The following is a 24,725-nucleotide window of genomic DNA, read 5'->3' on the forward strand; positions in this document are numbered from 1 at the left end:
AGTTTTCCTCATAAAAATGTTTTATGGTATGATAGTTAGATTGTTTTTCCACCCTGTGACAACTTTACATTCATCAAGGAAAGAGGTATTTATGCACACCACAGAATTAACCAAGCGGCATTGGCTGCTCATCTTAACACTTACTTTATTAACATTTGTTCTCGGGACAAGCGAATTTGTTATCGTCGGGATCTTAACCGATATTTCCTCGAGTCTCCATATTACAAATGCAAAAGCAGGCACACTCGTTTCTGCGTTTGCCATTACGTTTGCCATTGCCACACCGCTCGTGATGTCGGCAACCAGCCATTTTCCAAAACGGAAATGGATGTTGTTTTTGATAGGTTTGTTCATCATTCTGAATGCTTTGTGCGTGATTTCGACGACCTACGTCATGCTCCTTGCACTTCGGATGATGACTGCGATTGTAACAGGAGTTTTAATTTCTCTTGCCATGATCGTTGCCAGTGAAAACATGCCAATCGCAAAACGTGGACTTGCTATTTCATTCGTTTTCGGTGGTTTTACACTTGCAAACGTGATCGGAGTACCAATTGGAACTGTCATCGCTGAAAGGTACGACTGGAATGCAACCTTCCTGTTAACGACTTTACTCGGAGCTATTGCATTTTTGGCATCTTTCTTCATTTTGCCTACTATGCACAGTCCATTCCGCAGTTCAATGCGTGATCAATTTTCTTTGTTGACACACCCGCGAATCTTAATGGCTTTTTTCATTCCATCACTTGGATTTGGAGCGACGTATGCCGTTTATACGTATCTTGTTCCGATCCTGAAAGGAATGGAAGCACCAAGTGGTTCAATCAGTTGGATCTTGTTTGGCTACGGATTCATTTCCATTTTCAGCAACATACTTGCTGGTAAAATTGCCAGCTACAATGCCATCGGACGCCTCCGGTTTGTTTTTCTCGTGCAAGCAGTTGTCCTGATTAGTTTATATTGGACGACAGATAATTTTATCTTTGGCTTGGTTAACATTAGCTTGATGTCATTAATGGCCATCCTTTTAACAACATCTACCCAGCTATATTTGATAGACCTAGCAGGTATTTATCAACCTAAAGCTACAGGATTGGCTGCTTCACTGATGCCTGTGGCAAGCAATGTTGGTATCGCCTTTGGTTCCGCATTAGGCGGAATTGTTTACGATCAGGGAAATTTGATGAGTGTCACATGGGTAGGCGGGCTGATTGCTATCTTGGCAAGTCTTTTAACTTTCCTGAGTCATCGCTTAGACCAGAAACAAAAGCAGGCAGCATAAGATGTTAAAGGATCTACAAACGCCAAGGATAGGTGCTTTCTTGCTGCATGGCTCCCCATGGAATGAAGGGCAAGGTTAAAAAATCCTGGGTACATTAGCCATTCTTTAATGGCTTTAGGGAAACGTTCATTAACTTTCTATGTTTGGAATGAGGCAATGCTCGTGCTATTTCTATCACCAGTTGCACTTGATTTACGAGGTCGTGTGAGTAACGGTATAGCGGCTATGATTGCAGTAGGAATTTGGTCCCTTTCTGTCATTTTGGCGACTTTATTGGAACAAAATCTGAATGGTCCATTGGAAATTTTATTAAGGCGATTTGCATATAAACATCAATAATCAAGGCTTTTTTCACATACTTTGTTGCTATTTACCGGGTAGTGAGTTGTGATTGATTTCCCCTCCAGATGCTCGCTTTCCGCGGGGCGGGCGGTGAGCCTCCTCGGCGTAAACGCCTGTGGGGTCTCACCTGTCCCGCTGGAGCCTCGCACTTCCGCTCCAAAAAAGAGCCATAATCAAAAAGAAAACCGGTCATTTGAGTTCGGTTTCTTTTTTTAAGAAGGCTTTTTTGAATTCATCTACTTCTTTATAGTGAAATATTAAAATTGTAGTTCATCAGATAGAAGATTTGTTTTATACATAATAGATCTTTGGGTGAAATTTCTCCATTACTTAAAATTAATTAATCATGCTGTCAAACTTCTTTTGAATTCATAACTGAGGAATTGGCTTGGCATAATTTAAATCCACTGGGGGTAGCCTTTGTTAGGAACGGAGAAAAGTTAAATATAAGTTGACTCTTCAAGAAACCTGCCTCTCTAGTTGCATAAGAAAAGGAGCTGCTGAGCTCTCGGTAATGAAGAGAAAACACCATGTTCGTTTAAGTAAAACTCTTCACAATCTTCCTAGCATAATCAATATAAATACCCATTTTTAAAAATTCACCTCCAAGAACTAGAGGTGGGGATAGGAATCAATTAAACTTTACATAGTCCCCTTCTTTGATTTGATTCTTTTCAAACCATCCAAGATTCACTTCAATTGCATAATAATAAAAAATTCCTGGATCATAGGTAGGGCAATAATCCTCTATACATGGTTCCATATCAAGTATTTTTAGAATTTCCCCATATGAATCAAGAAAAGCGATGGATAAAGGGATAAATGTATTTTTCATCCAAAATCCACCATATATTTCTTCTGAAAACACAAATAACATCCCCTCATTTTCGGGTAATTTTCCGACAAACATCAAGCCCTTTTCTCTTTTTCTTTGAGTATCTGCAACTTGAACAGTTAATCCAGTTACCTTGTTTCCACTGATTATTTTTATCACTTTTGTTTTAATTCTATTTTTCATGTTCACTCACCTTCGCAGGGAATAGACCTTATTTCAAAAAAAAGAAAATGTCAATCTCATGAACTTCTTTTAAAAAGACAGCAACTTTCTTTCCCTGCTTCTAAAGAATAAAAGGGAAGAAAGTTGATCATGAAGCGAATATAGGAAAAAAAAAAATAAGCAGGCTCCATATGACTTCTATTACTTTATTCCAAGGCTTTTAAAATTAATACTCTGTTTCACAGCAACTGTATATAATCACGACTTTTAGTTGTTTTCCCTGCTTCTTATGTTCAGTAATAAATATCAAAACCTGCTGTCCGTATAGCAACTCGAAGGACTGAGTGACGGTTACTCCAGTTCCTTTATGATTTCGCCAAGTCCACCGGAAAGTGATGGAGACACCGTAGGGAACCAGATCGGGTTCCAGGCTATATAAAGATATCTTTATAACATTACTATGCCATAGTTAATATAGGCAGTTTTTTGTTTGAATGTACGATTATGTATGATTTTCAATGTACTTGTCTTACTTTTTAAGACTTTATGGCCTCAAAATGGGTGCCGATGAGGATCCTAAAAAAACCCTCCCTATTTAGCACCTTTCATAAGACCCATCCTAGGGCCTGTACAACTGTACTACGTAACGTCATACGGTATCAGCAAGGCTACTATCATAGGGGGATTTGGTGGATTGGAATAGTATATTATATGCTCAATATTTCAGTTAGTGTCTAATGGTCATACATATCCGCATAAGCCCCCGATCCCCTGAACATGTTTGGATAAACCCTATTCAGCCACAAAAACTTAATTCGCCCCGTCGGAATTCTTGATTTTTAAGAAGGGTTTTTATGATACCGAAAGGATGGATGCTATCCATTAATGGACAAAAAAAGGTCAGCATTTCTTGAATGCTGACTCTAGTTTTTTATGAAAATCCTCTGAATGAGGGTACTTCTTTAAAGCATTTTATTGATACTTTTCATAAAGTCTGTCGTAACGGCCGATAATTTTCCCTGAGCTTCCTTCATCGAGCTTCCTTGAACACCGAAATAAAATTTTATTTTAGGTTCTGTTCCGGAAGGGCGTAAACATACCCATGTCCCATCTTCAAGAAAGTATTTTAATACGTTCGACTTTGGGAGTTTGATGTCCTCTTCCCTATTTGTCCCATACATGTATTTTTTACTGCTGAGATAATCCTCTTGAATCACGACTTGATGACCAGAGATTTGATTTGGTGGATTACTCCGGAATTCATTGAGAATCGCTTGAATTTGCTTCGTACCTTCAATTCCTTTTAAAGTCAACGACCGTAAATCTTCCATATAGTATCCATATTTATCGTATACATCCAGTAAACCTTCGTACATCGTTTTACCTTGCTTTTTGTAATAGGCACATACTTCCGCTGCCAGAATAGTAGCCTGTATGGCATCCTTATCACGAGCAAAATCTTTGATCAAATATCCATAGCTTTCTTCATAGCCAAACAGGAAAGAATGTTCTCCACTTGTCTGGTATTCATTGATTTTTTCTGTAATGTATTTAAATCCAGTTAAAACATCTACAGTTTTTAAACCATTTTGCTCAGAAATCGCCCGTCCTATTTCTGAAGTCACGATGGTCTTTAATACAACTCCATTTTGAGGAAGGGTCCCTTTCTTTTGTTTTTGTGAAATTAAATAATCCAAAAAGAGAGCGCCAGTTTGGTTGCCTGTTAATACGACATAATTTCCAGCATTGTTCTTCACGCTAATTCCAAGCCTATCCGCATCCGGATCGGTGGCAATCAATAAATCAGCATTAACACGGTTCCCCAGCGCAATGGCCAATTCAAAAGCATCATGTTCCTCTGGATTAGGCACTTTAACAGTAGGAAAATGAGCATCAGGCAATTCCTGTTCCTTAACAATATGGACATTTCGATATCCTAGATCATGCAAAGCACGTTTTACTGATTTATTGGCTGTACCATGAAGCGGTGTAAACACGAGCTTTACATCGATTTCATCTACTAACTTTGAATCTTCCGGAATAGTGAGCAAATGCTCGTTATAAGCAGTATCCAGCTCCTCGCCAATGATTTGAATGAGCCCTCTGTCCTTTAGGGCTTCTTCTTCCTCCACTACAATGGAAAGCTCACTTTCAATCGCTTTCACGTAATTAATGACTTGATCCGCCGCCTCAGGAAGTAGTTGTGCCCCATCTGGACCATACACTTTATATCCATTATATTCAGGCGGATTATGACTTGCTGTAATGACGATCCCTGCAAATGCACTCAACTTACGTACAGAAAAAGAGAGCTGTGGGGTAGGGCGTAATTCATCAAATACATAAGCTTTAATTCCCTTTGTGGCCAAAGTCTTGGCTGCTTCCAATGCAAATTCGGGAGATTTATGTCTTGAATCGTAAGCAATTACGACTCCTCTGGATTTTGCCTCATTCCCAAACGATTGAATATATTCAGCAAGTCCTAAAGTCGCTTTACGCACAGTATAAATGTTCATCCTATTCGTACCTGGACCCATTTCCCCTCTCATACCACCTGTTCCGAATTCCAAATTTTTATAAAAGGCGTCTTCAAGTGATATTTCATCATCCTTCATTTCTTCAAGCATTAAACGCATTTCATTATTTAAATTGGGATAACTAGTCCAAATAGTATATAAAGACTTCCAGTCCATGAAAATACAGCTCCTTCCTGCCTGTATGTTTTTGCTTTGTTTGGCATTTCTTTTTGATCGTAGTATATATTGCAAGCGATCAATTGAATATGAAGTCTAACCATCGTTCCTAGAGCATTAGCTCCCTTTTCTCTTCCTTCATCCCGTAACGGACGTGGTAGCATCGCCAAATGCGCTACCTCCAAAGTTGTTGGTTACACTCTAATCATTTTACCTACCAATACTTTGGAAGAGTGTCATTTATTCTTCTTTTCCTTCACGCACTGCTGTTTCCTAACCTGATTTATTTTTTCTTTTTACTCTTTTCCGTTTTCGTTTTTGTTTTCGATTTCTTTTTCATTTCCTTTTTCTTTTTCTTTTCTGTTTCCGTATTCGTATTCTTTTCCGTTTCCGCTTTGGTTTTCTTTTCCGTTTCCGTATACGTTTTATTTTCCATTGCATTTTCTGTTTTCACTGTATTTACAAGAGAATATAGTCTTTGTTGCTCAATAATTTGTTTATTGACATCAAATTTTTCTTCAATGACTTTCCGTGCTCTTTCCGTATATTCGGTCCAAACATCTGGATTTTCTATAAAGAATTGTATGCCTTTCGCTAACTCCATATCATTTTTTTCTGGCGCTAGGTATCCTGTTCTCTGATGTTCAATTAATTCAGGGATTCCTGCGTGTCGAGTGGAAACGACAGGTAAACCGCTAGCCATTGCTTCTTTTAAGGCATTAGGAATACCTTCGATATCACCATTATTAGCTGTCTGACTTGCTAGACAGAAGATATGGGCTTTTTTCAATTCGTCCGAAACCTGTTTTGAATCCATAGCTCCTCTAAGAATCACAACATCCTTAAGGTTATATTCTGCAATGGTGGATTTAATTCGTTTCTCATCTTCACCTGCTCCAATAATATGCAGTCTAGCATTTGGATATTGTGAATAAATGTGTTTAAATGCTTTTATAAGAGTTACAAATCCTTTTTTGTCTACAAGTCTACCTACCGATAGAACTCTTATTTCGCCTACTGTAGGAAGAGTGCGGTTAGCATAGGGGAAAAGATCTAATTCGATACCACCATATAATACATGCATATTATTAGCCGGAATTCCTAACCTTCTTAATCCTTCTGCAAGATATTGGCATACAGGGTAATAGTGTGTACCATGTTTATTTAAAGCTGAATATCGCTTAGCATTTTTTTTGAAAATTTCCGGTCTGTCCGAACCATCTCGTCCTCTAATGCTAACAATCAAAGGAATATTATATTTTTCACATAATGGCAAAATCTCTTGTCCATGTGATCCGTGATGAGCATGAATGGCTATGATATCTTGTTTTTCAAAGAACTTTTTTAGATCTTTAATTTTGTTTATATTATAGTAGTTTTCAAAGGGGAATTCTGTACGGTCGGTATTGTCGAATGGGCCGATTACGATTGTGCGATAGTTAGTTATTTTTACGATTTGATTATATATAAAACGTTGGTGTGTTTTAATGTTTTCACTTACAAAATAAGCAATGGTTTTCATTCCACCTCAGTCCCTTTAATAAGAAATTTTCTCTTTTCGCGTTCTGCTAAAACTAAAAGTTCATGAAATTTGCCTGATTCTTTTAATTTTCCATGTTCTGCAATTTGTTTCACTTGTTTGTGAAATTCTTGAGGGAACATAGAATCGGCTTTATAAATGTCTTTATATGGCAGGTCTTCAGAACAAATTTTAAAGTAGTTTTCAAACAGAGGATTTAATTTGAATAGAGGCTTTTTTGTAGAATTTCGTTTAATGGATGTCATGAGAAAATCTGACAAATTATACTCATTAAGAACTTCCAATGGAGTTTTCATATTTTCAGGATTCAAATTACTTTCTCCTTTTAATAACTTACAAAATTTTTAATTTATCTTTTTCACTTGCATTATTCGTCCATATACCCATTCTTTGGTTTTGGGTTTTTACATATTAAACTTTAAATTTATTGATCAGTGCTGCCTAATATGCACATTGAAGTTTGACAACACCTATTTTTCACATACACCCATGACTAGTAATATTTCCTCAAGGCTGGACTTCAAAAGAGATTCCTACTTTTATTTTTTATCGATTAATATCCCATTTTGTAAAACTCACTGTTTCTTTTTCCTTATTTATTGTACTTTTTGTACCAATTTACAAAATGAGCTAAACCTTCTTCTATTGTTGTTGAAGGATGGAACCCCACATCAGCATGTAAATCGGCAATATCTGCATATGTCTCCTTAACATCTCCCGGTTGCATTGGTAAGAATTCTACTTTTGCCTTTTTGCCAATTAGTTTTTCTAATGTGTTAATGAAATCCATTAATTTTATAGGTTTATTGTTACCGATATTATAAATTTTGTATGGGGCATAGCTTGAACTTGAATCAGGGTTAGCTCTGTCCCATCCAGTAGTATGAATCGGTGGTTTATCAAGTAACCGGACTATTCCTTCAACAATATCATCAATATAAGTGAAGTCTCTTCTCATATCTCCATTATTAAAAACCTTTATTGTATTCTCTTCGATAATATTTTTAGTAAAAGAATAATAAGCCATATCAGGTCTCCCCCATGGGCCATACACTGTAAAGAAACGGAGTCCTGTGGTTGGAATATTATATAAATGACTATACGTATGAGCCATTAATTCATTAGACTTTTTAGTGGCAGCGTATAAACTTACTGGATGATCCACTGGGTCTTTGGTTGAGAAGGGGATATTAGTATTTGCTCCATATACAGAACTAGAGGATGCATAAATTAAGTGCTTTACGTTATTGTGTCGACAAACCTCCAAGATATTGACAAACCCAACAAGGTTGGAATTAACATAAGAATCCGGATTTTCTATGCTATAACGTACTCCAGCCTGGGCTGCTAAGTTAATGACTATATCAATGGTTCTGTCTTTGAATAATTGATTTAATTTTTCTTTATTTGACAAATCCATTTTATGGAATTGGAAATCAGGGTTTTCTTCTAATATCTTCAGTCGATTGTTTTTTAAAATAACATCATAATAATCATTAATATTGTCTACTCCAATAACCTTGTTATCTAGGGCTAACAAACGTTTTGTTAAATGGAAACCAATGAATCCTGCTGCCCCTGTTACTAAAATGTTCATAGCATTAATTTCAATCCTTTCTATTACATTAGGATTCTGACACTTTTTCGGAACACTGACTACATTATTTATAAAGTGATACTTTCGATTCTTTACACCAACAGAACAGAATTCATGACGGATAAAAAGAGGAAATAAACTCAAAATTCTCATTGGAGAGAGACTTACGTTTTATTCGTAAACCACCAATGTCATGCTATTTTTTTCACTCTTAGCCTCATGAGTTATTCTCTCTTATACCCGCTGTGAATTAGCACTTACGTAAGTGAGTTAATGTTAAAACCATCTTGGAAACCGGTGAATGCGAAATCATCATCGGTTTTTTATATGCTCGGTTAAGGTTAGATAACTAAGACTATACAAGGGTATTTTCATTTTCATCTAATGGGATTGGTGTTTTTGTCCATTCAGCATACGTATCGGGATCTATCGCCTTTACTTGTTCTAAAAAGGCATCTAAAAAATTTCTTTCCCGCAGGTCTTTAAATAACTCGAGAGGTCTTTTTTGTTCTCGTGAAAAAGAGTACACATGGTCGACTAATTTAAAACCATTCTTGGTTATAATGATATGTCGTAGTGGGGCATCAATTTGTTTGAAACCTGATTTTTCCATTGTTTTCAATATATAGAGTAACCGTTTTGTGATGTCCTCAGAAAGTACAGATTGTTTTTTAAGAAACGTATTTAAATCTGGTCCTAATAGATATTCCATTAAAATATAATTGAGTCCTGTTTCAAAGACTTTCGGTATAAAGGGCAAGTCTTGACTTGATAAAAGGACCATTTTTTCCTGATTTGCATGTTCAGTTTTTCCGTAAAGTTTGACGCATGTCTCTTCAGACACTCGATAAACAGCACCTTGATGCCCTTTTCCAATGAGAGTTTGTGTTATGGCGCTATCCACTTTCACTCCATTACCTGAACCTCCTGAGTGGACTGGAATATTTCTAAAGTCCAAACTATTTTGATTGAAATAAGCCTCCCACTCATTGAAGGTGTCCGGTTCAAGCTTTTTCACTTGATTTAGGAACGAGTCCTTTAAAAGGATTATTTTCAAATCTCTTAATAATTTTAATGGTACAGGGTGTATCCTTTTAAAGGAATTCACATGGTCAATCACCTTAAGTTCCTCATTACCGACGACAAAAATATGGCGTAGAGGGGCATCTATCATGGTGAACTTTGCTTGTTTTAATTCCTTTAATATATAGAGAAGTTTCTTTACTATAGAATCAGGGATATACGTACAATTTCTCAGATATTCTTTTAAGGTCGGGGCATTAAAATATTCCATGACTATATAGTTTGGCCCAGTATCATATATCAAAGGCATAAAGGGTAGATGTTTTCCAGCTGCAAGAGCTTCTTCCTCCATTTTCGCTTGTACTGGATCTGAATAGATTTTTACACATTTATCTTCTGAAAGTTGAAAAACTGCACCTTGAGCTCCCATTCCAATCAGCGGATAGCTTGTTGGATTGTGAATTTCCAAAGATTTTTCACCTTTGGTAACAGTAATGGTTTTAAAGTCCTCCATGATCTCCTCCTAACTGCTCATCTATGGCCTGCTGTTGAAATTTTTGAATTTTATAAAGGGCCTTTTTTACTTTTTCGGCTTTCTGAGCCTTTTTTTCTTTTTTACGAAAAGCTATTTTTTCATCTTGATCCTTAGCTCCCTGTTGAACTTTAGCTTCTTTTTCTTTTTTAATAGATGTTACAAGTTCATCTTTGACTTTATCATTAGTCTGCTGTTGTAGCTGCTGAAGCTGCGGAAACTGTTTATGTTGTTGTAACTGTGGAAGTTCTTGAAGTTCTTGAAGCTGTTGTAGCTGTTGCATATAAATAAGGGCTTTTTTGGCTAATTCGGCTTTTTTTCCAGGCTTTATCGTTTTGCCATCATAGTTACCCTGCTGTTGAGGCTGTGGAGTCTCCTTAAGGGTTTCTTTATCTTTTTGGCGCGGTGTTACTAAATATCGTTTACCTACTTTATAAGGGGCTACAAGTTCATCATAAAATTCAGCTTGTTGTTGAAGTTGTTGGGCGAGGTTAAACTTTTGTTCTACTTTTTGACGAGCCGCTACTGTATATGTTTCCCATATCTCTCTGTTCGTCAGCATAATTTCAAGAGCATCTGCCAGTTCATCCACACTGTTTTCTTGTACTAAAACCCCTTCTTTGTTATTTGTTATTAATTCAGGGATACCGGCATGATTGGTCGAAATCACTGGTACTCCAATCGCCATAGCTTCTTTTAATGTATTAGGTATACCTTCTACATCTCCATCGGCAGCTTCTAAGCTCGCGGCGCAAAATATATCTGCATTGGTCATTTGTTCTCGAACTTGATATTTAGGGAGATGGTTTAATAGGCGAAAAGAGTCTCCTAAATTAAGTTGATTTGCCAATGAAATGAGATATTCTTCAAGCCCCCCTCTACCGATAATCGTCAAGGTTGCATTTGGAAATTTATCTCTGATTTTTTGGAAAGCTTGCATTAAGATGTGATGTCCTTTTTTTTCCACCAACCTACCGATGGATAGAATGTTTTGAGAATCCCCTTTATGTGGTGCCCGGTATTTGAATTCGTTAAGGTCAACGCCCCCATATAGCACTCTAATTTTTTCTGAAGGACAACCCCAAGCAATTAACCTATCTGCTAAATACTGACAAACTGGAAAAAAACGCTCCCCTCGATCAAATAGCATTTTCATGTTATCTAGATAGCCAATGGGCTGATTAGCCAGGGTTGCATCCCTGCCTCTAATACTTGTTACCAACGGAAGGTTTGTTTCCTCTTTAAAAGGAAGTAATAACATCCCTAATTGGCCATGATGAGCATGTAATAGGGAGATATTATTTCTTTTGACATATTCTTTTGGCGAGAAAACTTCATTGAGATAATGAACCTTCTCATTTAAAAGGGAAAGATCTATCATATACTTAGGTTGTCGTACCATATGAATATAATCATAATCAGGAACTTCTCGAATCTGTGAGATATATTGGGTCGGATCAACTCTTAAATTCAAATGCATAACTGTGTGCAAATAAATGATCTCCTTTCATGCATAGTAAGCAAATTTCCTGGACCTTTTCAAGTATATTATGCAGGACTCCCTAGGTACGCATGGACTAATAACATACAGTAAAGCTAAATGGCAGAGAGTATGCGTTTGTCTAATACAAAGGGGGATTTAAATAGGTGCCATGACACAAGATCATTTTCAAACAATGATAATAAAAACAAAATGTTATAGTTGATGTTAATCTAAGGTTTTAATCGTCGATGATGATTTTTCTTCTATTTAAGAAATATAAAAAAGCACCCAAGATACGATCAAAGGTGCTGCATTGCCAGTTTGAACCTAATATACGTTTTCAACATGTCTGAGTTAAAGAAGTGTTAGAAAATTTTTTTCGCTTTATGTCATTCCAATAACAATTGCTGGTCTTCCTATTGGGTAATATTCAATTTTTTTGCACGCTCTGATTCGATCTTCTTCAAGACAATTTCTACCATCAAAAACGATTGGCCGTCTCATTGTTGTCATCAATGTTTTCAAATCTAAAAGTCTAAACTCTTTCCATTCGGTAACAATGAATACAGCATCCGCATTCACTGCCGCTTCGCAGACTGTGCTTGCAAACCTGATTGTATCCCCTAATATGTTCTTCGCATTATCCACTGCAACCGGATCATAAGCTACCACTTCTGCTCCAAGTTTGGTTAATGAACGCGCAATTTTGATTGATGGAGCTTCCCTCATGTCGTCTGTCTCTGGCTTGAAAGCGAGACCAAGCATTGCAACTTTTTTCCCTTTTAAATCTCCTAAGCGATTTATCGCTTTGGTTACAAGGAGCTCCTGCTGAAAATCATTGATTGCTACTGTTTCTTTTAACAGGGAAAAATGTACTCCATTTAAATTGGCAGTATGAAGCAACGCTTTAACATCCTTTGGAAAACAAGATCCTCCATAACCAATGCCGGGCTGTAAAAAAGCTTCTCCGATCCTTTTATCTTTTCCCATTCCCTTTGCTACATCTTTAACATCTGCACCCACTACTCCGCATAAATTGGCAACTTCATTGATAAAGCTAATCTTGGTCGCCAAAAAGGCATTAGATGCGTACTTAATCATTTCCGCACTTCGAATGCTTGTTAGTATAAATGGTACATTTAATGGACGATACATTTCTTGTACTTTCTTAGCAGCCTCATCATTTTCAGAACCGATTATGATTCGATCTGCTTGCATCGTATCCATGACGGCAGACCCTTGTCTTAAAAATTCAGGATTTGATACCATATTAAAGGTGACACTTTCGTTACAATGTTCTTCAATGATGCTTTTAATAAAATCATTCGTACCAACAGGCACAGTACTCTTTATAACGACTACTGAACTCTTTACCAGGTTCGCAGCAATATCCTTCGCGGCCTGCACAATATAAGATAAATCCGCTCCCCCATCCTCCATTTGCGGTGTTCCTACGGCAATTATGATAATCTCGGCACCATTTAGCGCTTCTCTATGAGATGTAGTAAATAGCAGTCTACCCGCTGCAGCATTTTGAATAAGCAAATTCTCCAGACCAGGTTCATATATTGGAGAAATCCCTTGACGTAGACTTTTAATTTTCTGTTCATCTGTATCGATACAAATGACATTATGACCTATTTCTGACAAACAAACACCAGTGGACAGCCCGACATAACCTGTACCCAAAACAGCTATTTTCATATTATTCAAGCTCTTTCTTTATAATTTGGAGGTTTTCTTTCTTATTTACATCCCTTAAATAGGAAAGTACCTCGTCTCTTATATCATCCCTGCGCAAAGCAAAGTCTATTGTTGCCTTAATGAATCCAACTTTATCACCAATATCATATCGGTTTCCCTCAAAGTTATATGCTAATACAGCCTGCTGCTTATTTAGCTCATTAATGGCATCAGTAAGTTGTAATTCATTACCATGTCCAACCGGAAGCTTGGAAAGCGTTTCAAAAATCTCGGGTCTAAAAACATAACGCCCCATTATCGCATATTTGGAAGGCGCCTCTTCCCTTTTCGGTTTTTCCACCAAAGAATCAATATGGAAAAGGTTTGGCTCAATCATTGTCCCTTTTGGCTTAATAATTCCATATTTATTGACATCCTTTTCCGGAACATTCTGAACAGCTACGACGGAACTGTTGCAATACTCAAAAACACTGATGATTTGTTTCAGACAGGGTGTTTTAGACATAACGATGTCATCCCCTAACAAAACGGCAAAAGGTTCATTTCCAATGAAGCTTTTAGCACAGAGAATTGCATGTCCTAGCCCCATCGGTTCCTTTTGGCGGACATAATAGATATTTGCCAAGCTGGATATTTTCTGAACTTCCTCTAAAATATCGAGCTGATTTTTTCTTAAAAGTGCATCTTCCAACTCATAGGATTTATCAAAATGATCCTCAATTGATCTTTTTCCTCTACCGATTATGATAATTATTTCCTCTATGCCCGAAGCTACTGCTTCTTCAACAATATATTGAATCGTTGGTTTATCAACAATCGGCAGCATTTCCTTAGCCTGAGCTTTTGTAGCAGGCAAAAATCGGGTCCCTAGACCTGCGGCCGGAATAATGGCCTTTCGGATTTTCATAAGCTGCCTCCCTTTTGTCATTCATTAATCCTTTATATGCAATAGGACAACTTACGGTCTAGTTAGTAGCCCAATTCGTCCATTTTTATTTAACAGGGGCCAGTAGGCTATATATGGAAGAATTCCAATCTGGCTGTGGCCGGGCACCGCAGCCTGTCGGTTAGTACCCTTTAAAACCTCCATTACACTTTTTATGTAATGGAGGTTGAAATGATCGATATACGGTTTGGATTAACCACTGTGGAGCTTTTTGCGGTACAGTAGCCTAAACGATTTCCTTTTCCCTTTCTTTGAAAAACTCCATCGCAGGCAGTTTTTTGTTTAATTTTAAAATATATGATGGACTGTATTCATGATTTTGAGGTGGGAATTTTCAAATGAAAGGGGAGGTTTTTTTTAACCCCATCCATTTTTAATAAGAATTCGATCTATGTTGAATGGATATAGTTAAGGAATTTCACTCCTAAAGCAACAACACTTATCATCCATTTAGAAGGTAATGCAACACTTTTACTTTCTCGGTACGTGAAGAGCTAAACTTAGCATATTGGATACACTTCTAATGAATCATTTCGCTCCATTTGCAACCTTCGTCTAGTTCCCATCGACGTATGGGAACTACTGTGCACCGGAATCCGATGGAAATGAACTTGTTTTCAAATAAAGAAGAAGAGGCTTTAACAGCCTCTTCTTCTTTATTGAGTTTCATCTTCATTTTTATTACCACTACTGCTATTTGCTATAAACATCGCAATTTGCGCCTTTTTTTCCACATCTAAATCAAGGGTATCGATTATGCTAAAAGGTGATTTTAATAAAGGGGGGTGTGGTTGTGCAATCTTCATTATTTCTTGCAAGATTTTATCTGAAGTTTGATCTTGTTGTTTAATTAACTGATTCTGAAGTTGAATCTGAAGTTCCTTCTGTTGTTCTTCTTGGTGTTGGAGTTGGTCTTGAATTTTTTCTAGTGGTTGTGAACGTTTCGATATTTCGTGTAAGACTTTATCTAAATGCTCATCTTGTTGTTTAGATAATTTATCCTGAAGTTGAACCAGAAGATCCTTCTGTTTTTGTTCTTGGAGTTGGAGTTGGTCTTGAATTTTTTCCAGTGGTTGTGAAATCTTCGTTATTTCTTGTAAGATTTTATTTAAAGTATCATTTTGTTGTTTAATTAATTGATTCTGAAGTTGAACCTGAAGATCCTTCTGTTTTTGTTCTTGGAGTTGGAGTTGGACTTGAATATTTTCTAATATATGGTTATATTTTTTCCTATTGTCTTCCTTGTGATTATCTGTTTGATCATTTTTACCCATTAGGTTCCCACCCTATTCACTATTTATTGGTTATGGAGGCACATTTGAATTACATATTGTGTAGTTAAAAAAATCGTCTTCCCAATTGAAATTACTTTCACCTTTTATGTTTCAAATAACTTTTGTTACAGAATCAGTATATGGACAATCGGAGATAGGCTATTTCACCATTTCTTAGTATTGTCGACATGATTGTGTTGCCGTTGCCGATCATAATGATAGCAATGTACTTGTAATTTATTGTGTCGGGACAACAACTGATTAATCGTAATCATTCCGGTCTATACTTCAAGAGTAATGGAAGCCCAAAAAATGGTACAGTTTAAGCAGTCTTAATCTAAATGTTTGGTATCAAATTTAGGGATGTTTGAAAATGATTCACCTCATTTTAGTTTAGGAAACCATACATGTGGTTTCCGATTTTCTTATTTGCATAGACAGATCTTTCATAGATAAATAACCATTACTTTCTTTCTATAGTTATTCAACACGCCTTTGAATGACTGAGCGTTTGTCATGTGTAGACGTTAAACTTATACCATCATCCAAAAAAAAATAAAAAAACCACTTTAATAAGGAAAAATCGTTATCTGGTTGTAAAAATGGTTTTACGAATATTGTAATTTGTCCTAATAAATGCCGAACGTGCACTTTTAGGAACGGGAGAAATAATGCATTTCCGCCCATATTGCGAATTTTAGAGTCTGGAGAATTCCAAACTAAAAAGTCGAACTCCTTTATGTTTAGGGTTCGACTTTCCTCTGTTGAATTTCCCTGCTTGTACACCATAATTGGTTTGGTAGGCAATCATCATGCACTTTTAGCGATACTGGCCAGCCCAAAATTTCGCATATTCTCATTTATACCGGTTTGGTTTCCTATATCGCATTGAAGTCGATATTTTTTTGCCATTCTTCATACGATTCAGGATCGATTTTCTTTGCTTGTTTCAGGAAAGTATCCAATAACCCCAATTTCTTTAAATCACGAAACATCTTTGGATTATATGGATCATTCATTGTGAGGCCATCTGAATGATCGATTGCTTTCAGCACATTTCCCTTTGTTACAACAAAATGTCCGATTGAGGTCTTGATTCTAATAAATCCAACTCTCTTTAGTTCCTTTCGAATCATTATGATTTGTTCTGTAATCGATTCAGGAATATCTTGCTTCCCTTTCAAAAAATCTTTTAGATTAGGACCTTTTAAATATTCCATAATTACATAGTTTGGTCCGACTTCATATAACCTCGGGACAACATGAGTATCCTTCGCTGCTTCAAGTGCTTTCCCCTCTTTAGTTGCTGCATTTGGATTGACATAGATTTTTACGCAAATATCTTCATCAAGCTGAAAAACTGCACCTTGACTTCCTGCCCCAATTAGTTTTAATGTGGTTGGATTATGAATAAGAAGTTCCTTTTTACCGTTCTTTTCAATTCTTTCAACCCTAATTAATTTAAAATCATTCATCTGATCTACCACCTCTTTGTTGCTGCTTATTAATAACCATAATATCTATACTATGAAATCATCGAATAGTTGCTTTAGGATAATAACACTTTTTCATAAAATTAAGTCATACCTTCTTATAATGAGTTCTTAAGGAAAGCCTTTCCTAGCATTTCTTCAGATTCTTATGCTCATACACATACAAATAAGAACTTTACAAAAAAACAAACAAATATATGTACTTGTCCGTTTCAAATCTTTTCCATTTTGCATTTACTATAAAAGTGGATTAACCAGAAAATATCAGAAAGGAGACTTGAGATGGGATACATTGAAGATTTACGTGCTCTCGTTGGAACTAGAGCTTTGATACTTACTGGGGTCACCGTTTTGGTTATCGATCAGAACAGCCGTTTTCTAATGGTACAATCCGAAAAAATGTGGAAATTGCCGGGCGGCTTCATCGAATTAGGAGAATCTGCGGAAGAGGCATGCAGACGTGAAATTTTGGAGGAAACAGGAATTAACATCGGAAACCTTCAATTAATTGGCGTTTTTTCAGGGAAGGACTATTTTACGAAGCTGCCTAATGGTGATCAATACTTTTCAGTCAACATTGCTTACGTTACCGAAGAAATACTCAGCGGAGATTTAAAACCTGATGATATAGAAATACAAAAAGTACAATTTTTTAAATGGTCCGCTTTTCCGAATGATCTTTCTGAACGAGATCGCCAAATATTTCAAAGTTTTATCGAAAATTTGATTTTAGATAGAAGAAAGGGATTGAAATAGTGAAGACAATCGCTTTTTACATTAGAGAACCTATAAAAATCAATCAAGGATTTATGTACAATCAAATCATTATGCTGGATCAATATCGCCCTATTGTTATAGGCCCATACCCAAATTGCGACAATGTTCAATATCAGTTTGAACACTATTATAATTTGAACGAAATTCAAGACCTTGGAGCCTTCTTTAAGGAGCAAAATGTCGTAGCGATTCACGCTCATCAGGGGAAACATTCCATCGATATATTACCAGCAGCTATAGAGTATGATATACCTTTGGTTGTACATTTTCGAGGACGTGATTCTTCCACTCAAACATTTAAGAGATTTCGCAAAAATGTCCTCCGATATCAAAATTTAGTAAAACATGGAGCTGCTTGTTTTTCAGTCTGCCATTTTCTTGCAGATGAATTAAAAAAATTAGGATTTAAAGAAGATAAAATACATGTACTATATGGGGGGCTGGATTTAGATTTATACCCATTTGTCCAACGTACCCTACCTAATGAAGGAGAAATCCGAATCTTGTCCGTAGCCAGACTTGTCGAGAAAAAGGGATTCCTTACACTTTTGAAGGCTTTTCAAAGGATTCATCAGGAATACCCAAGAACGACACTGCACATCATTGGGACAGGTAAAGATGAAGAGAAGTTAAGAATTTTCATTGATGAAAATCAATTAAACGAGCGCGTTTTTCTTAGAGGACCAATGGATTCAAACCAAATTTCTAACGAATTAAGAGATTCCCACCTCTTTTGCCTTGCCAGTGAAACAGGCGAAGATGGTGATGTAGAAGGGATTCCAAATGCATTAAAAGAAGCCATGGCAAGTGGTTTACCAGTCATCTCCACCTTTCACGGTGGGATTCCGGAATTGATTGAGCATAAAAAAACAGGTTACCTTGTTCCTGAGAAAGATGATTTAAAATTGGCTCAAGGTCTAAAATATTTCCTGAGTCATCCAAGAGTATGGAAGAGATATACCAGAAGTGCAAGACAGGTAATTGATGAAAATTTCGATTTGAATAAACAAATCATCGAACAACAAAGGCTATACAGCTTAATAGAAAAAAACAACGAAATTAATTAACCATGGGTCAGTCCAAAATAACCTGTTGAGGTAGTAAAATCATTAATTTGTGGAAAGGTACATGTCATTCTTTTTAGCGATGGTAAAAAGTTTGTAATTAAATGAATGGCACTGAAAATAAAAGAACCAATAATAGTAGTAATTGAGTATGTGTGCAATAAATTAGCAATGTTCCTTCCTTTTGTCCCCGTCGGACTAATTTATACCCATGACGAAATCATAAAAATACTCCCAAACATTCCAAAAATACAAATTTAGTTCAGATCCACTATTCGTGTTTATTTATCGAAAATAGTATTTTACTAGAACTTAGTGAAGGCACCAATTTTGTCCATATGATTAAATCCCCAGAACATCTTTTCCGAGTGATATCGCAGTAGGTAAAAATGCGTTCTCAGGTACTGTATCACTTCCAAAGAAACTTACCCATTGGACTTCTCTATGCTAAATGAAGGGATTTAACATCATTTGTATTCCTTCCCAAAGGAAGAAAGTGAAGCGCTGTACAAATTTCTTTTTAGAAAAGAAAAGTCATTTACCGAAACTTATATCCAATAAAAAAAGATAAGGTGAAAATGAAAAAGAGCTAGACAAATATTTTTAAAGGAGACAAAGTGATATGACAAAATATCCAGTTAGATATGTACAAACATTAAGGGGCGGAACCGCACATGTCATTCTTTTCAGCGATGGTAAAGAATATGTCGTGAAGTGGTTCGATACTAAGAAAGGCAGAGAAAAGGAAGTGGTCAATGAATACCTGATCGGAAAGTTGGCAGAGCTCCTTTCACTTCCCGTTATCCCATTTGATCTTGTATATATACCGGAAGATTTCATCAAGAAAACGCCTGAATTACAATCCACTAAACACAACTATAGTTCTGGATACCAATATGGGTGTGTTTTTATTAAAAACAGTACCGTTTTCGAGAATGTTAGAGAAAATCCTCCCACAAAAACGGATGTTAAAAACCGGGATATGATTGCCGGTATAACGGTATTCGACCAATGGGTGAATAACTCTGACCGAGGTACGATGAATGTCATTTTGGAAAATCTCAGCGATGGCGGCTATTATGTCCATATGATTGATCATGGCAGAGTTTTTCCAGGACGCTACCAATGGTCTGCTCAAACGCTAAGTGAAACACCAGTATATAATTACCATTGGCCATTTTATAAATGGGCCTTCTCTCTTCTCGATGATCACAAAGAGCTTACATCGTTTATCGAAAAAATTGTGAAATTGCCGAACAAATCGATCTATCAAGTAATCGAATCCATCCCTAAAGAGTGGAATGTGAAAACGAAGGACAGAGATGCTCTCTACAAGTTTCTTTTAGAACAGAAAAATAAATTGCCTGAAATCGTTGAACGTATCATCCAGCATCATAGCAATCCCAAATAACGCTGGTTTTTCCCATAGAAAAAAGTAACTCTTATTTGCTTTAAAGGAGTTACTTTTTTTATTTATAAATTTTTCCATTCTATATAGGATTCGGGATCCATTTCTTTTAATTTTTCCAAGAACATTGGTAATAGCCCTAACTTTTTTAGGCCTTTGAATATCAACTCTGGCTTGTTCCGAATCCGTGTATAGGAGCTATAATGATCTATTACCTTTAATTCATCTTCCTTAGTTACAATAATGTGGCGCAAATCGGCATCCAATCTGGTAAACTTTAATCGCTTCATTTCTTTTAAAACAAAAAGAATTTGCCTCATCAATTTTTCGGATAGGATCCCCCCGGATTCTAAATATTGAAATAAAGTTGGCCCTTCAAGATATTCCATAATAATATAGTTATGACCCACCTCATAAAGCCGGGGAATAGCGGGAGACTCTTGTGCAATCTTTAATACATTCCCCTCTTTAGCCGCATATTCTGGTTTTGCACAAATTTTCACACATTTATCTAAAGAAATTTTAAAAACGGCCCCTTGCGCCCCCTTTCCAATCAGTGGAAACGACGTCGGATTTTTTATCACATCCACTTTTTTAATTCCTTCAGTAACACAGATAGATTTAAAGTCATCCACTTTCGATCACTCCTTAACATTCCCTATCGTACTATTACTTTTTATCCTTTGTTTCTTTTTCTCTAAGATTCTTGGTGATGAACCTCGGTCTCCTTGTCATTGTGCACATTCTGAAAGAAAACGGCTTTGATTATAGGGTTAAGAGAATAGCCTATATAAACCCTTCTATAATAAAAGAGGAATGATATACCTTTCACAAAAATGTGAACAAGCAAGCCTCATTTTTATTCTTATTTGAACAGATGGAAAAAATTCACGTAAGGATTTTATGAAAATACACACATGAAAATCTATGCAAAGAGACTTGTTCATATTGTGAGCTTCCTATATTTTATGTAAAAGATTAAAGTTTGCTATAGTCAAGCGCCAGTTCATCCAGTCATTTTTACTTGTCGACGGAAATAAGTAACAGATACATAACAATGTTCATGGTATAATTAACATAGGAAAACGCTTACAGAATAATCCAAACTTTTTGTTCTGAAAATTCATTCTTTTGGGAGTCGATGAAAGTTGACAGTGGATAATAAAACAAGTAAAGAACAAACGATTTTTAATCATATTGGAAATAAAATCAAAACGGAAGACAGAGAAATCAATGTAGTTGCTAGATTAGAAGAACCTCTAATTGTAGTTTTAGAAAATGTTTTGAGTGACGAAGAATGTGACGGACTTATTGAAATGTCAAAAGACAAAATGAATCGTTCCAAAATTGGAGTTACGCACGAAGTAAATGAGATAAGAACAAGCAGCAGTATGTTTTTTCAAGAAAATGAATATGACATCCTTACCAAAATTGAAAAAAGGATATCAACAATCATGAATATACCCGTTGAACATGGAGAGGGTATTCAAATTCTTAAATACACTCCTGGACAAGAGTATAAAGCTCATTTTGATTTTTTTACATCTTCAAGTATTGCAGCAAAAAATAATAGAATTAGCACAATCATCTTGTACTTAAATGATGTGGAGCATGGAGGGGAAACTTTTTTCCCTAAATTGAATTTTTCAGTATCCCCGCGAAAGGGAATGGCTGTGTATTTCGAATATTTTTACAACGATAAAAACCTAAACGAACTAACTTTACACGGTGGGGCGCCCGTTATCACAGGGGAAAAATGGGTTGCAACACAATGGATGAGGAGACAGAGTAGCCGCTCATGATGTGTATACGATAGACTTTAAAAGCCTCAATTTTAGGTGCCTAATGAACAATGGCACCTATTCGTTCATTTAAAATTCTCCTATTTAAAATCGCCAAACATATAATAATGATCAATAGTCTAAATTGACACTGTTTCGTCCCATCAAACTATTTCCGACGTTTCAAATTACGCTTTTCCCCTAGGTTTTTCTTTAGGTTTGATGTAAAAATACCTTTACATGCATTCACTATTCATTTACCTTTATTGCTCTTTCTAAAATTATCGTAATCAGTCTTAATGTAATGAAATACCTTCGCGTTGCCATTATGGTCTGGATGAGTTATTTTTAGTAACCCTTTATATTCTGCCAATACTTCTTTATCGCTCGCCATTTTAGAAAGCCCTAATTTTTCACTATAATCATTGGATTGAATAGTGGAGTCAATCATGTAATTGTTTCTGATTTTTTCTTTTAATTTTATCAATTCATTACGTAATTCAATATTTTCTTTTAATAAATCCTTTGATTCATTTTGTAATTCACTTTTCTCATTCTTTAGAATGGCAACTTCCTTTTTGAACATATCCCTTTGCTGAATCAATATTCTTTTTGCTGTCTCATGAAGCTCTTCGATACCTTCTATATGCTTTTCTTGAGCTTGTATTTTTAATTTTAATCGGTGTATGATTTCGTCCTTATTTTGATTTATACTATCATTTATAGCCAGCTTTGAAGCTGTGTCATCACTTATGTATCCGGTTTTCCTCTTTCCGTTCCCGGCGTATTTAATCTTACCTTCGCCAAGCCAGCGCCTGACAGTCTGTACACTATTACTTTCTGTTACCCCTGCATCTTTTAACATTTCAAATGCTTGATCTGTGTCATCCATTATGTATCCGGTTTTCCTATTCCCGATGCCTCCCTCATATTTAATCTTACCTTCACGAAGCCAGCGTCTAACAGTTTGTATACTACTGCTTTCTGATACTCCTGCATCCTTTAGCAGGTCGAAAGCTTGATCTGTGTTCACATTGTTTCCCCTTTCCCCTTATTACGCAATGAATTGCTACTTCGAATGATATGATAGTACCTTATTAAAAGGAAAAATTTTTACAAAGAAGGAGCCTAATTTGTATGTCAATGTTTTAAATAATAGCATAGGCATATTCTAAACAAAGAACAAATAGATGAAGAATATATGACGAATATCACAGGGAGATAACGAAAATGTATCAGAGTAAAATTGTGGAACCAGAAAACTACGTATTCGTGATATCATTGGTGGAGTTACGAGCTATATATATACAATCAGATTGAATCTAGAATCCAGTGACAGTGAGAATGGCCGCCTACTTAATCTATAAACGTGATGTTATCTTATATGCTTCCGTGGGGGATCTTTTGATGCCCTATGAAAAGAGATAAGAGTCATACTTAAAAATCCCGGTCTCTCAGTAATATTAATGAGAAATCGGGATTTATTTATTCACACATTACAGCTGCAACTATTCACCAAAACAGCTGTTATTATTTAACAAATCATTTTTCACCCTCTGTATAAATTTGAAAGGTTACACCGAATTTGTCTGTTACAATCCCATAAGCAGGGCTGAAAAAAGCTTCCTGCAGAGGCATTTTCACTTCTCCACCTTGCGACAAAGTTTCAAAGATTCGTTTTGATTTTTCAATTTCGTTAATTGAAATGCAGATCGTGACTTGATCTCCAGATTGACTGGTTTGACCTGGAAACGTATCCGAAAACATGAAGTCCGTTTCCCCAACCTTTAACATTGCGTGTGCCACAAGATCCTTTGCTTCTTCTGGCAGAGGAAATTCAGGATTTTCTGGCATTTCTCCAAAAGTTTGATTAAAGAGGACTTTTGCATCCATTGCTTTTTCGTAAAATTGAATCGCTTCCTTCGCATTTCCGTTCATCATTAAATATGGAGATAATCGCATGGTCATAAATAGATGACTCCTTTTGTTTTGATTTTTTTACTAAGCTTGGAAATTTCCAAGCTTGCTTTTGAACTGTCAGTGGCAATAATCACTATACCATTATTACCCATGATTGAATTTTATAACACGGAACATGCGTTCGTCAATGAAAATTTACAGAAAACTATCAAATTTTCAAAATGTTGAATTGAAAATTCCAAGGTTCTTGATGTATAGACAAAGTATGTCACGTTATGGCAGTTATGGAAAACTTCTTTTATTCGTGGTTTTTCAAATCATGAAGCATTTCAAATAAGACTAGATGAAATGAAAAAGGCATGACCCTAGTAGATTACCGGTATCATGCCTCAAGAATGCTTAAAAAGTGTTGGAATTTTTGTAAGTCGCTTAATCTTATTAGCTTGCTATCCTATCCCAATCCTGTGTTTTTTTTAGTTTTGGTAACTTAGAGTCTATAGATAGGAAGCGGCTTCCATTCAATACTAGGTGAAGTGCAATAATCATAAGAACGAGATCCAGTTCATACCCTGAGCCTTCTCCATTCCCCATAAAACCTGCTGGGAATTTCACATAAACAATTGCACCGGCCATGATGAATACAAGGAGGGCAGAAATTATTCTTGTTCCAAGACCTATTATTAAAGCAATTCCTCCAACCAATTCAATCATACCGACTACATAGGCCATGAATCCCGGAATGCCTATACTTTGAAACCACCCTGAAGTGTTTTCCAATCCACCTTTGAATTTTGACAAACCATGCAAGAAAAATGAAATTCCCAACATAACCCTTAATAAAAAGGTACCGATTTCTTGTTTATTCATGA

Annotated in this window: 21 protein-coding genes and 1 pseudogene; 6 read left to right on the top strand and 16 right to left on the bottom strand. The window is 36.2% G+C overall.

Annotation, left to right across the window (positions count from 1 at the left end; translation table 11 throughout):
• Positions 1-91 precede the first annotated feature (91 nt).
• Entirely contained in the window at positions 92-1,282 is a 1,191-nt protein-coding gene (locus NYE65_RS25420; protein ID WP_340862023.1) for an MFS transporter, read from the top strand.
• Positions 1,283-1,351: 69 nt separating this feature from the next.
• Positions 1,352-1,621, top strand: a pseudogene (locus NYE65_RS25425) (DUF418 domain-containing protein); the annotation flags it as partial.
• Between the two features lie 634 nt (positions 1,622-2,255).
• On the opposite strand, the gene NYE65_RS25430 reads toward NYE65_RS25425, so the two are convergent.
• The 12 genes from NYE65_RS25430 to NYE65_RS25485 all read right to left on the bottom strand — a co-directional run bounded on the left by NYE65_RS25430 (position 2,256) and on the right by NYE65_RS25485 (position 16,888).
• Positions 2,256-2,642, bottom strand: coding sequence for a DUF192 domain-containing protein (locus NYE65_RS25430; RefSeq protein WP_057277585.1), 387 nt, complete (start codon positions 2,640-2,642; stop codon positions 2,256-2,258).
• 941 nt (positions 2,643-3,583) lie between these two features.
• Positions 3,584-5,314 (bottom strand): phospho-sugar mutase, encoded by a 1,731-nt coding sequence (locus NYE65_RS25435; protein ID WP_340862024.1) that lies wholly within the window; start codon positions 5,312-5,314, stop codon positions 3,584-3,586.
• Positions 5,266-5,484 carry a hypothetical protein gene (locus NYE65_RS25440; RefSeq protein ID WP_340862025.1) on the bottom strand — a complete coding sequence of 73 codons (219 nt, stop codon included), beginning with the start codon at positions 5,482-5,484 and terminating at the stop codon, positions 5,266-5,268. The genes NYE65_RS25435 and NYE65_RS25440 overlap by 49 nt, the downstream gene beginning before the upstream one ends.
• 113 nt (positions 5,485-5,597) lie before the next feature.
• The gene (locus tag NYE65_RS25445) at positions 5,598-6,836 is read right to left on the bottom strand and encodes a glycosyltransferase (protein WP_340862026.1); all 1,239 of its coding nucleotides are present in this window, start codon (positions 6,834-6,836) and stop codon (positions 5,598-5,600) included.
• Entirely contained in the window at positions 6,833-7,165 is a 333-nt protein-coding gene (locus NYE65_RS25450) for a hypothetical protein (protein WP_340862027.1), read from the bottom strand. The genes NYE65_RS25445 and NYE65_RS25450 overlap by 4 nt, the downstream gene beginning before the upstream one ends.
• 281 nt (positions 7,166-7,446) lie before the next feature.
• Positions 7,447-8,451: an NAD-dependent epimerase gene (locus NYE65_RS25455; RefSeq protein ID WP_340862188.1), complete on the bottom strand. Its 1,005-nt coding sequence runs from the start codon at positions 8,449-8,451 to the stop codon at positions 7,447-7,449.
• 355 nt (positions 8,452-8,806) lie between these two features.
• Entirely contained in the window at positions 8,807-9,988 is a 1,182-nt protein-coding gene (locus NYE65_RS25460) for a hypothetical protein (protein WP_340862028.1), read from the bottom strand.
• The gene (locus NYE65_RS25465) at positions 9,975-11,498 is read right to left on the bottom strand and encodes a glycosyltransferase (protein WP_340862029.1); all 1,524 of its coding nucleotides are present in this window, start codon (positions 11,496-11,498) and stop codon (positions 9,975-9,977) included. Before NYE65_RS25465 ends, NYE65_RS25460 begins: the two co-directional genes overlap by 14 nt.
• 375 nt (positions 11,499-11,873) lie before the next feature.
• Positions 11,874-13,193, bottom strand: a complete 1,320-nt coding sequence (locus NYE65_RS25470; protein WP_328178067.1) for a UDP-glucose dehydrogenase family protein — start codon at positions 13,191-13,193, stop codon at positions 11,874-11,876.
• 1 nt (position 13,194) lies between these two features.
• Entirely contained in the window at positions 13,195-14,100 is a 906-nt protein-coding gene (gene galU / locus NYE65_RS25475) for a UTP--glucose-1-phosphate uridylyltransferase GalU (protein WP_340862030.1), read from the bottom strand.
• A gap of 695 nt (positions 14,101-14,795) precedes the next feature.
• Positions 14,796-15,413 (bottom strand): hypothetical protein, encoded by a 618-nt coding sequence (locus NYE65_RS25480; RefSeq protein ID WP_340862031.1) that lies wholly within the window; start codon positions 15,411-15,413, stop codon positions 14,796-14,798.
• 878 nt (positions 15,414-16,291) lie between these two features.
• Complete coding sequence (locus tag NYE65_RS25485) at positions 16,292-16,888, bottom strand: serine/threonine protein kinase (RefSeq protein WP_340862032.1); 597 nt, start codon at positions 16,886-16,888, stop codon at positions 16,292-16,294.
• A gap of 300 nt (positions 16,889-17,188) precedes the next feature.
• On the opposite strand from NYE65_RS25485, the gene NYE65_RS25490 reads away from it, so the two are divergent.
• The 3 genes from NYE65_RS25490 (at position 17,189) to NYE65_RS25500 (ending at position 20,158) form a co-directional block, all read left to right on the top strand.
• Positions 17,189-17,662, top strand: coding sequence for an NUDIX hydrolase (locus NYE65_RS25490; RefSeq protein WP_057277580.1), 474 nt, complete (start codon positions 17,189-17,191; stop codon positions 17,660-17,662).
• Positions 17,662-18,750, top strand: coding sequence for a glycosyltransferase (locus NYE65_RS25495; RefSeq protein WP_340862033.1), 1,089 nt, complete (start codon positions 17,662-17,664; stop codon positions 18,748-18,750). The genes NYE65_RS25490 and NYE65_RS25495 overlap by 1 nt, the downstream gene beginning before the upstream one ends.
• Positions 18,751-19,369: 619 nt before the next feature.
• Positions 19,370-20,158 (top strand): HipA family kinase, encoded by a 789-nt coding sequence (locus NYE65_RS25500; protein ID WP_340862034.1) that lies wholly within the window; start codon positions 19,370-19,372, stop codon positions 20,156-20,158.
• A 62-nt stretch (positions 20,159-20,220) separates the two neighbouring features.
• Here NYE65_RS25500 and NYE65_RS25505 read toward each other — a convergent pair whose 3' ends face one another.
• Positions 20,221-20,790, bottom strand: coding sequence for a hypothetical protein (locus NYE65_RS25505; protein WP_340862035.1), 570 nt, complete (start codon positions 20,788-20,790; stop codon positions 20,221-20,223).
• A 513-nt stretch (positions 20,791-21,303) separates the two neighbouring features.
• Here NYE65_RS25505 and NYE65_RS25510 point away from each other — a divergent pair.
• Complete coding sequence (locus NYE65_RS25510) at positions 21,304-21,957, top strand: 2OG-Fe(II) oxygenase (RefSeq protein WP_063576161.1); 654 nt, start codon at positions 21,304-21,306, stop codon at positions 21,955-21,957.
• 232 nt (positions 21,958-22,189) lie between these two features.
• On the opposite strand, the gene NYE65_RS25515 is transcribed toward NYE65_RS25510, so the two are convergent.
• The 3 genes from NYE65_RS25515 to NYE65_RS25525 all read right to left on the bottom strand — a co-directional run bounded on the left by NYE65_RS25515 (position 22,190) and on the right by NYE65_RS25525 (position 24,723).
• Positions 22,190-22,969: a hypothetical protein gene (locus tag NYE65_RS25515; protein ID WP_340862036.1), complete on the bottom strand. Its 780-nt coding sequence runs from the start codon at positions 22,967-22,969 to the stop codon at positions 22,190-22,192.
• Positions 22,970-23,478: 509 nt separating this feature from the next.
• A complete protein-coding gene (locus tag NYE65_RS25520) occupies positions 23,479-23,904 on the bottom strand; it encodes a VOC family protein (RefSeq protein WP_340862037.1) in 426 nt (141 codons plus the stop codon).
• Between the two features lie 390 nt (positions 23,905-24,294).
• Entirely contained in the window at positions 24,295-24,723 is a 429-nt protein-coding gene (locus tag NYE65_RS25525; RefSeq protein ID WP_340862038.1) for a DoxX family protein, read from the bottom strand.
• Positions 24,724-24,725: the final 2 nt, after the last annotated feature.

Source organism: Peribacillus sp. FSL R5-0717 (genome assembly GCF_038002945.1).
GTDB classification, from domain to species: domain Bacteria; phylum Bacillota; class Bacilli; order Bacillales; family DSM-1321; genus Peribacillus; species Peribacillus frigoritolerans.

What these genes read in the sequence shown, in the direction of transcription:
- NYE65_RS25490 (WP_057277580.1), top strand. Translation starts at nt 17,189, where the DNA reads ATGGGATACATTGAAGATTTACGTGCTCTCGTTGGAACTAGAGCTTTG.
- NYE65_RS25525 (WP_340862038.1), bottom strand. Translation starts at nt 24,723, where the DNA reads ATGAATAAACAAGAAATCGGTACCTTTTTATTAAGGGTTATGTTGGGA.
- NYE65_RS25420 (WP_340862023.1), top strand. Translation starts at nt 92, where the DNA reads ATGCACACCACAGAATTAACCAAGCGGCATTGGCTGCTCATCTTAACA.
- NYE65_RS25445 (WP_340862026.1), bottom strand. Translation starts at nt 6,836, where the DNA reads ATGAAAACCATTGCTTATTTTGTAAGTGAAAACATTAAAACACACCAA.
- NYE65_RS25470 (WP_328178067.1), bottom strand. Translation starts at nt 13,193, where the DNA reads ATGAAAATAGCTGTTTTGGGTACAGGTTATGTCGGGCTGTCCACTGGT.
- NYE65_RS25520 (WP_340862037.1), bottom strand. Translation starts at nt 23,904, where the DNA reads ATGACCATGCGATTATCTCCATATTTAATGATGAACGGAAATGCGAAG.
- NYE65_RS25485 (WP_340862032.1), bottom strand. Translation starts at nt 16,888, where the DNA reads ATGAATGATTTTAAATTAATTAGGGTTGAAAGAATTGAAAAGAACGGT.
- galU (WP_340862030.1), bottom strand. Translation starts at nt 14,100, where the DNA reads ATGAAAATCCGAAAGGCCATTATTCCGGCCGCAGGTCTAGGGACCCGA.
- NYE65_RS25435 (WP_340862024.1), bottom strand. Translation starts at nt 5,314, where the DNA reads ATGGACTGGAAGTCTTTATATACTATTTGGACTAGTTATCCCAATTTA.
- NYE65_RS25480 (WP_340862031.1), bottom strand. Translation starts at nt 15,413, where the DNA reads ATGGGTAAAAATGATCAAACAGATAATCACAAGGAAGACAATAGGAAA.
- NYE65_RS25455 (WP_340862188.1), bottom strand. Translation starts at nt 8,451, where the DNA reads ATGAACATTTTAGTAACAGGGGCAGCAGGATTCATTGGTTTCCATTTA.
- NYE65_RS25430 (WP_057277585.1), bottom strand. Translation starts at nt 2,642, where the DNA reads ATGAAAAATAGAATTAAAACAAAAGTGATAAAAATAATCAGTGGAAAC.
- NYE65_RS25460 (WP_340862028.1), bottom strand. Translation starts at nt 9,988, where the DNA reads ATGGAGGACTTTAAAACCATTACTGTTACCAAAGGTGAAAAATCTTTG.
- NYE65_RS25500 (WP_340862034.1), top strand. Translation starts at nt 19,370, where the DNA reads ATGACAAAATATCCAGTTAGATATGTACAAACATTAAGGGGCGGAACC.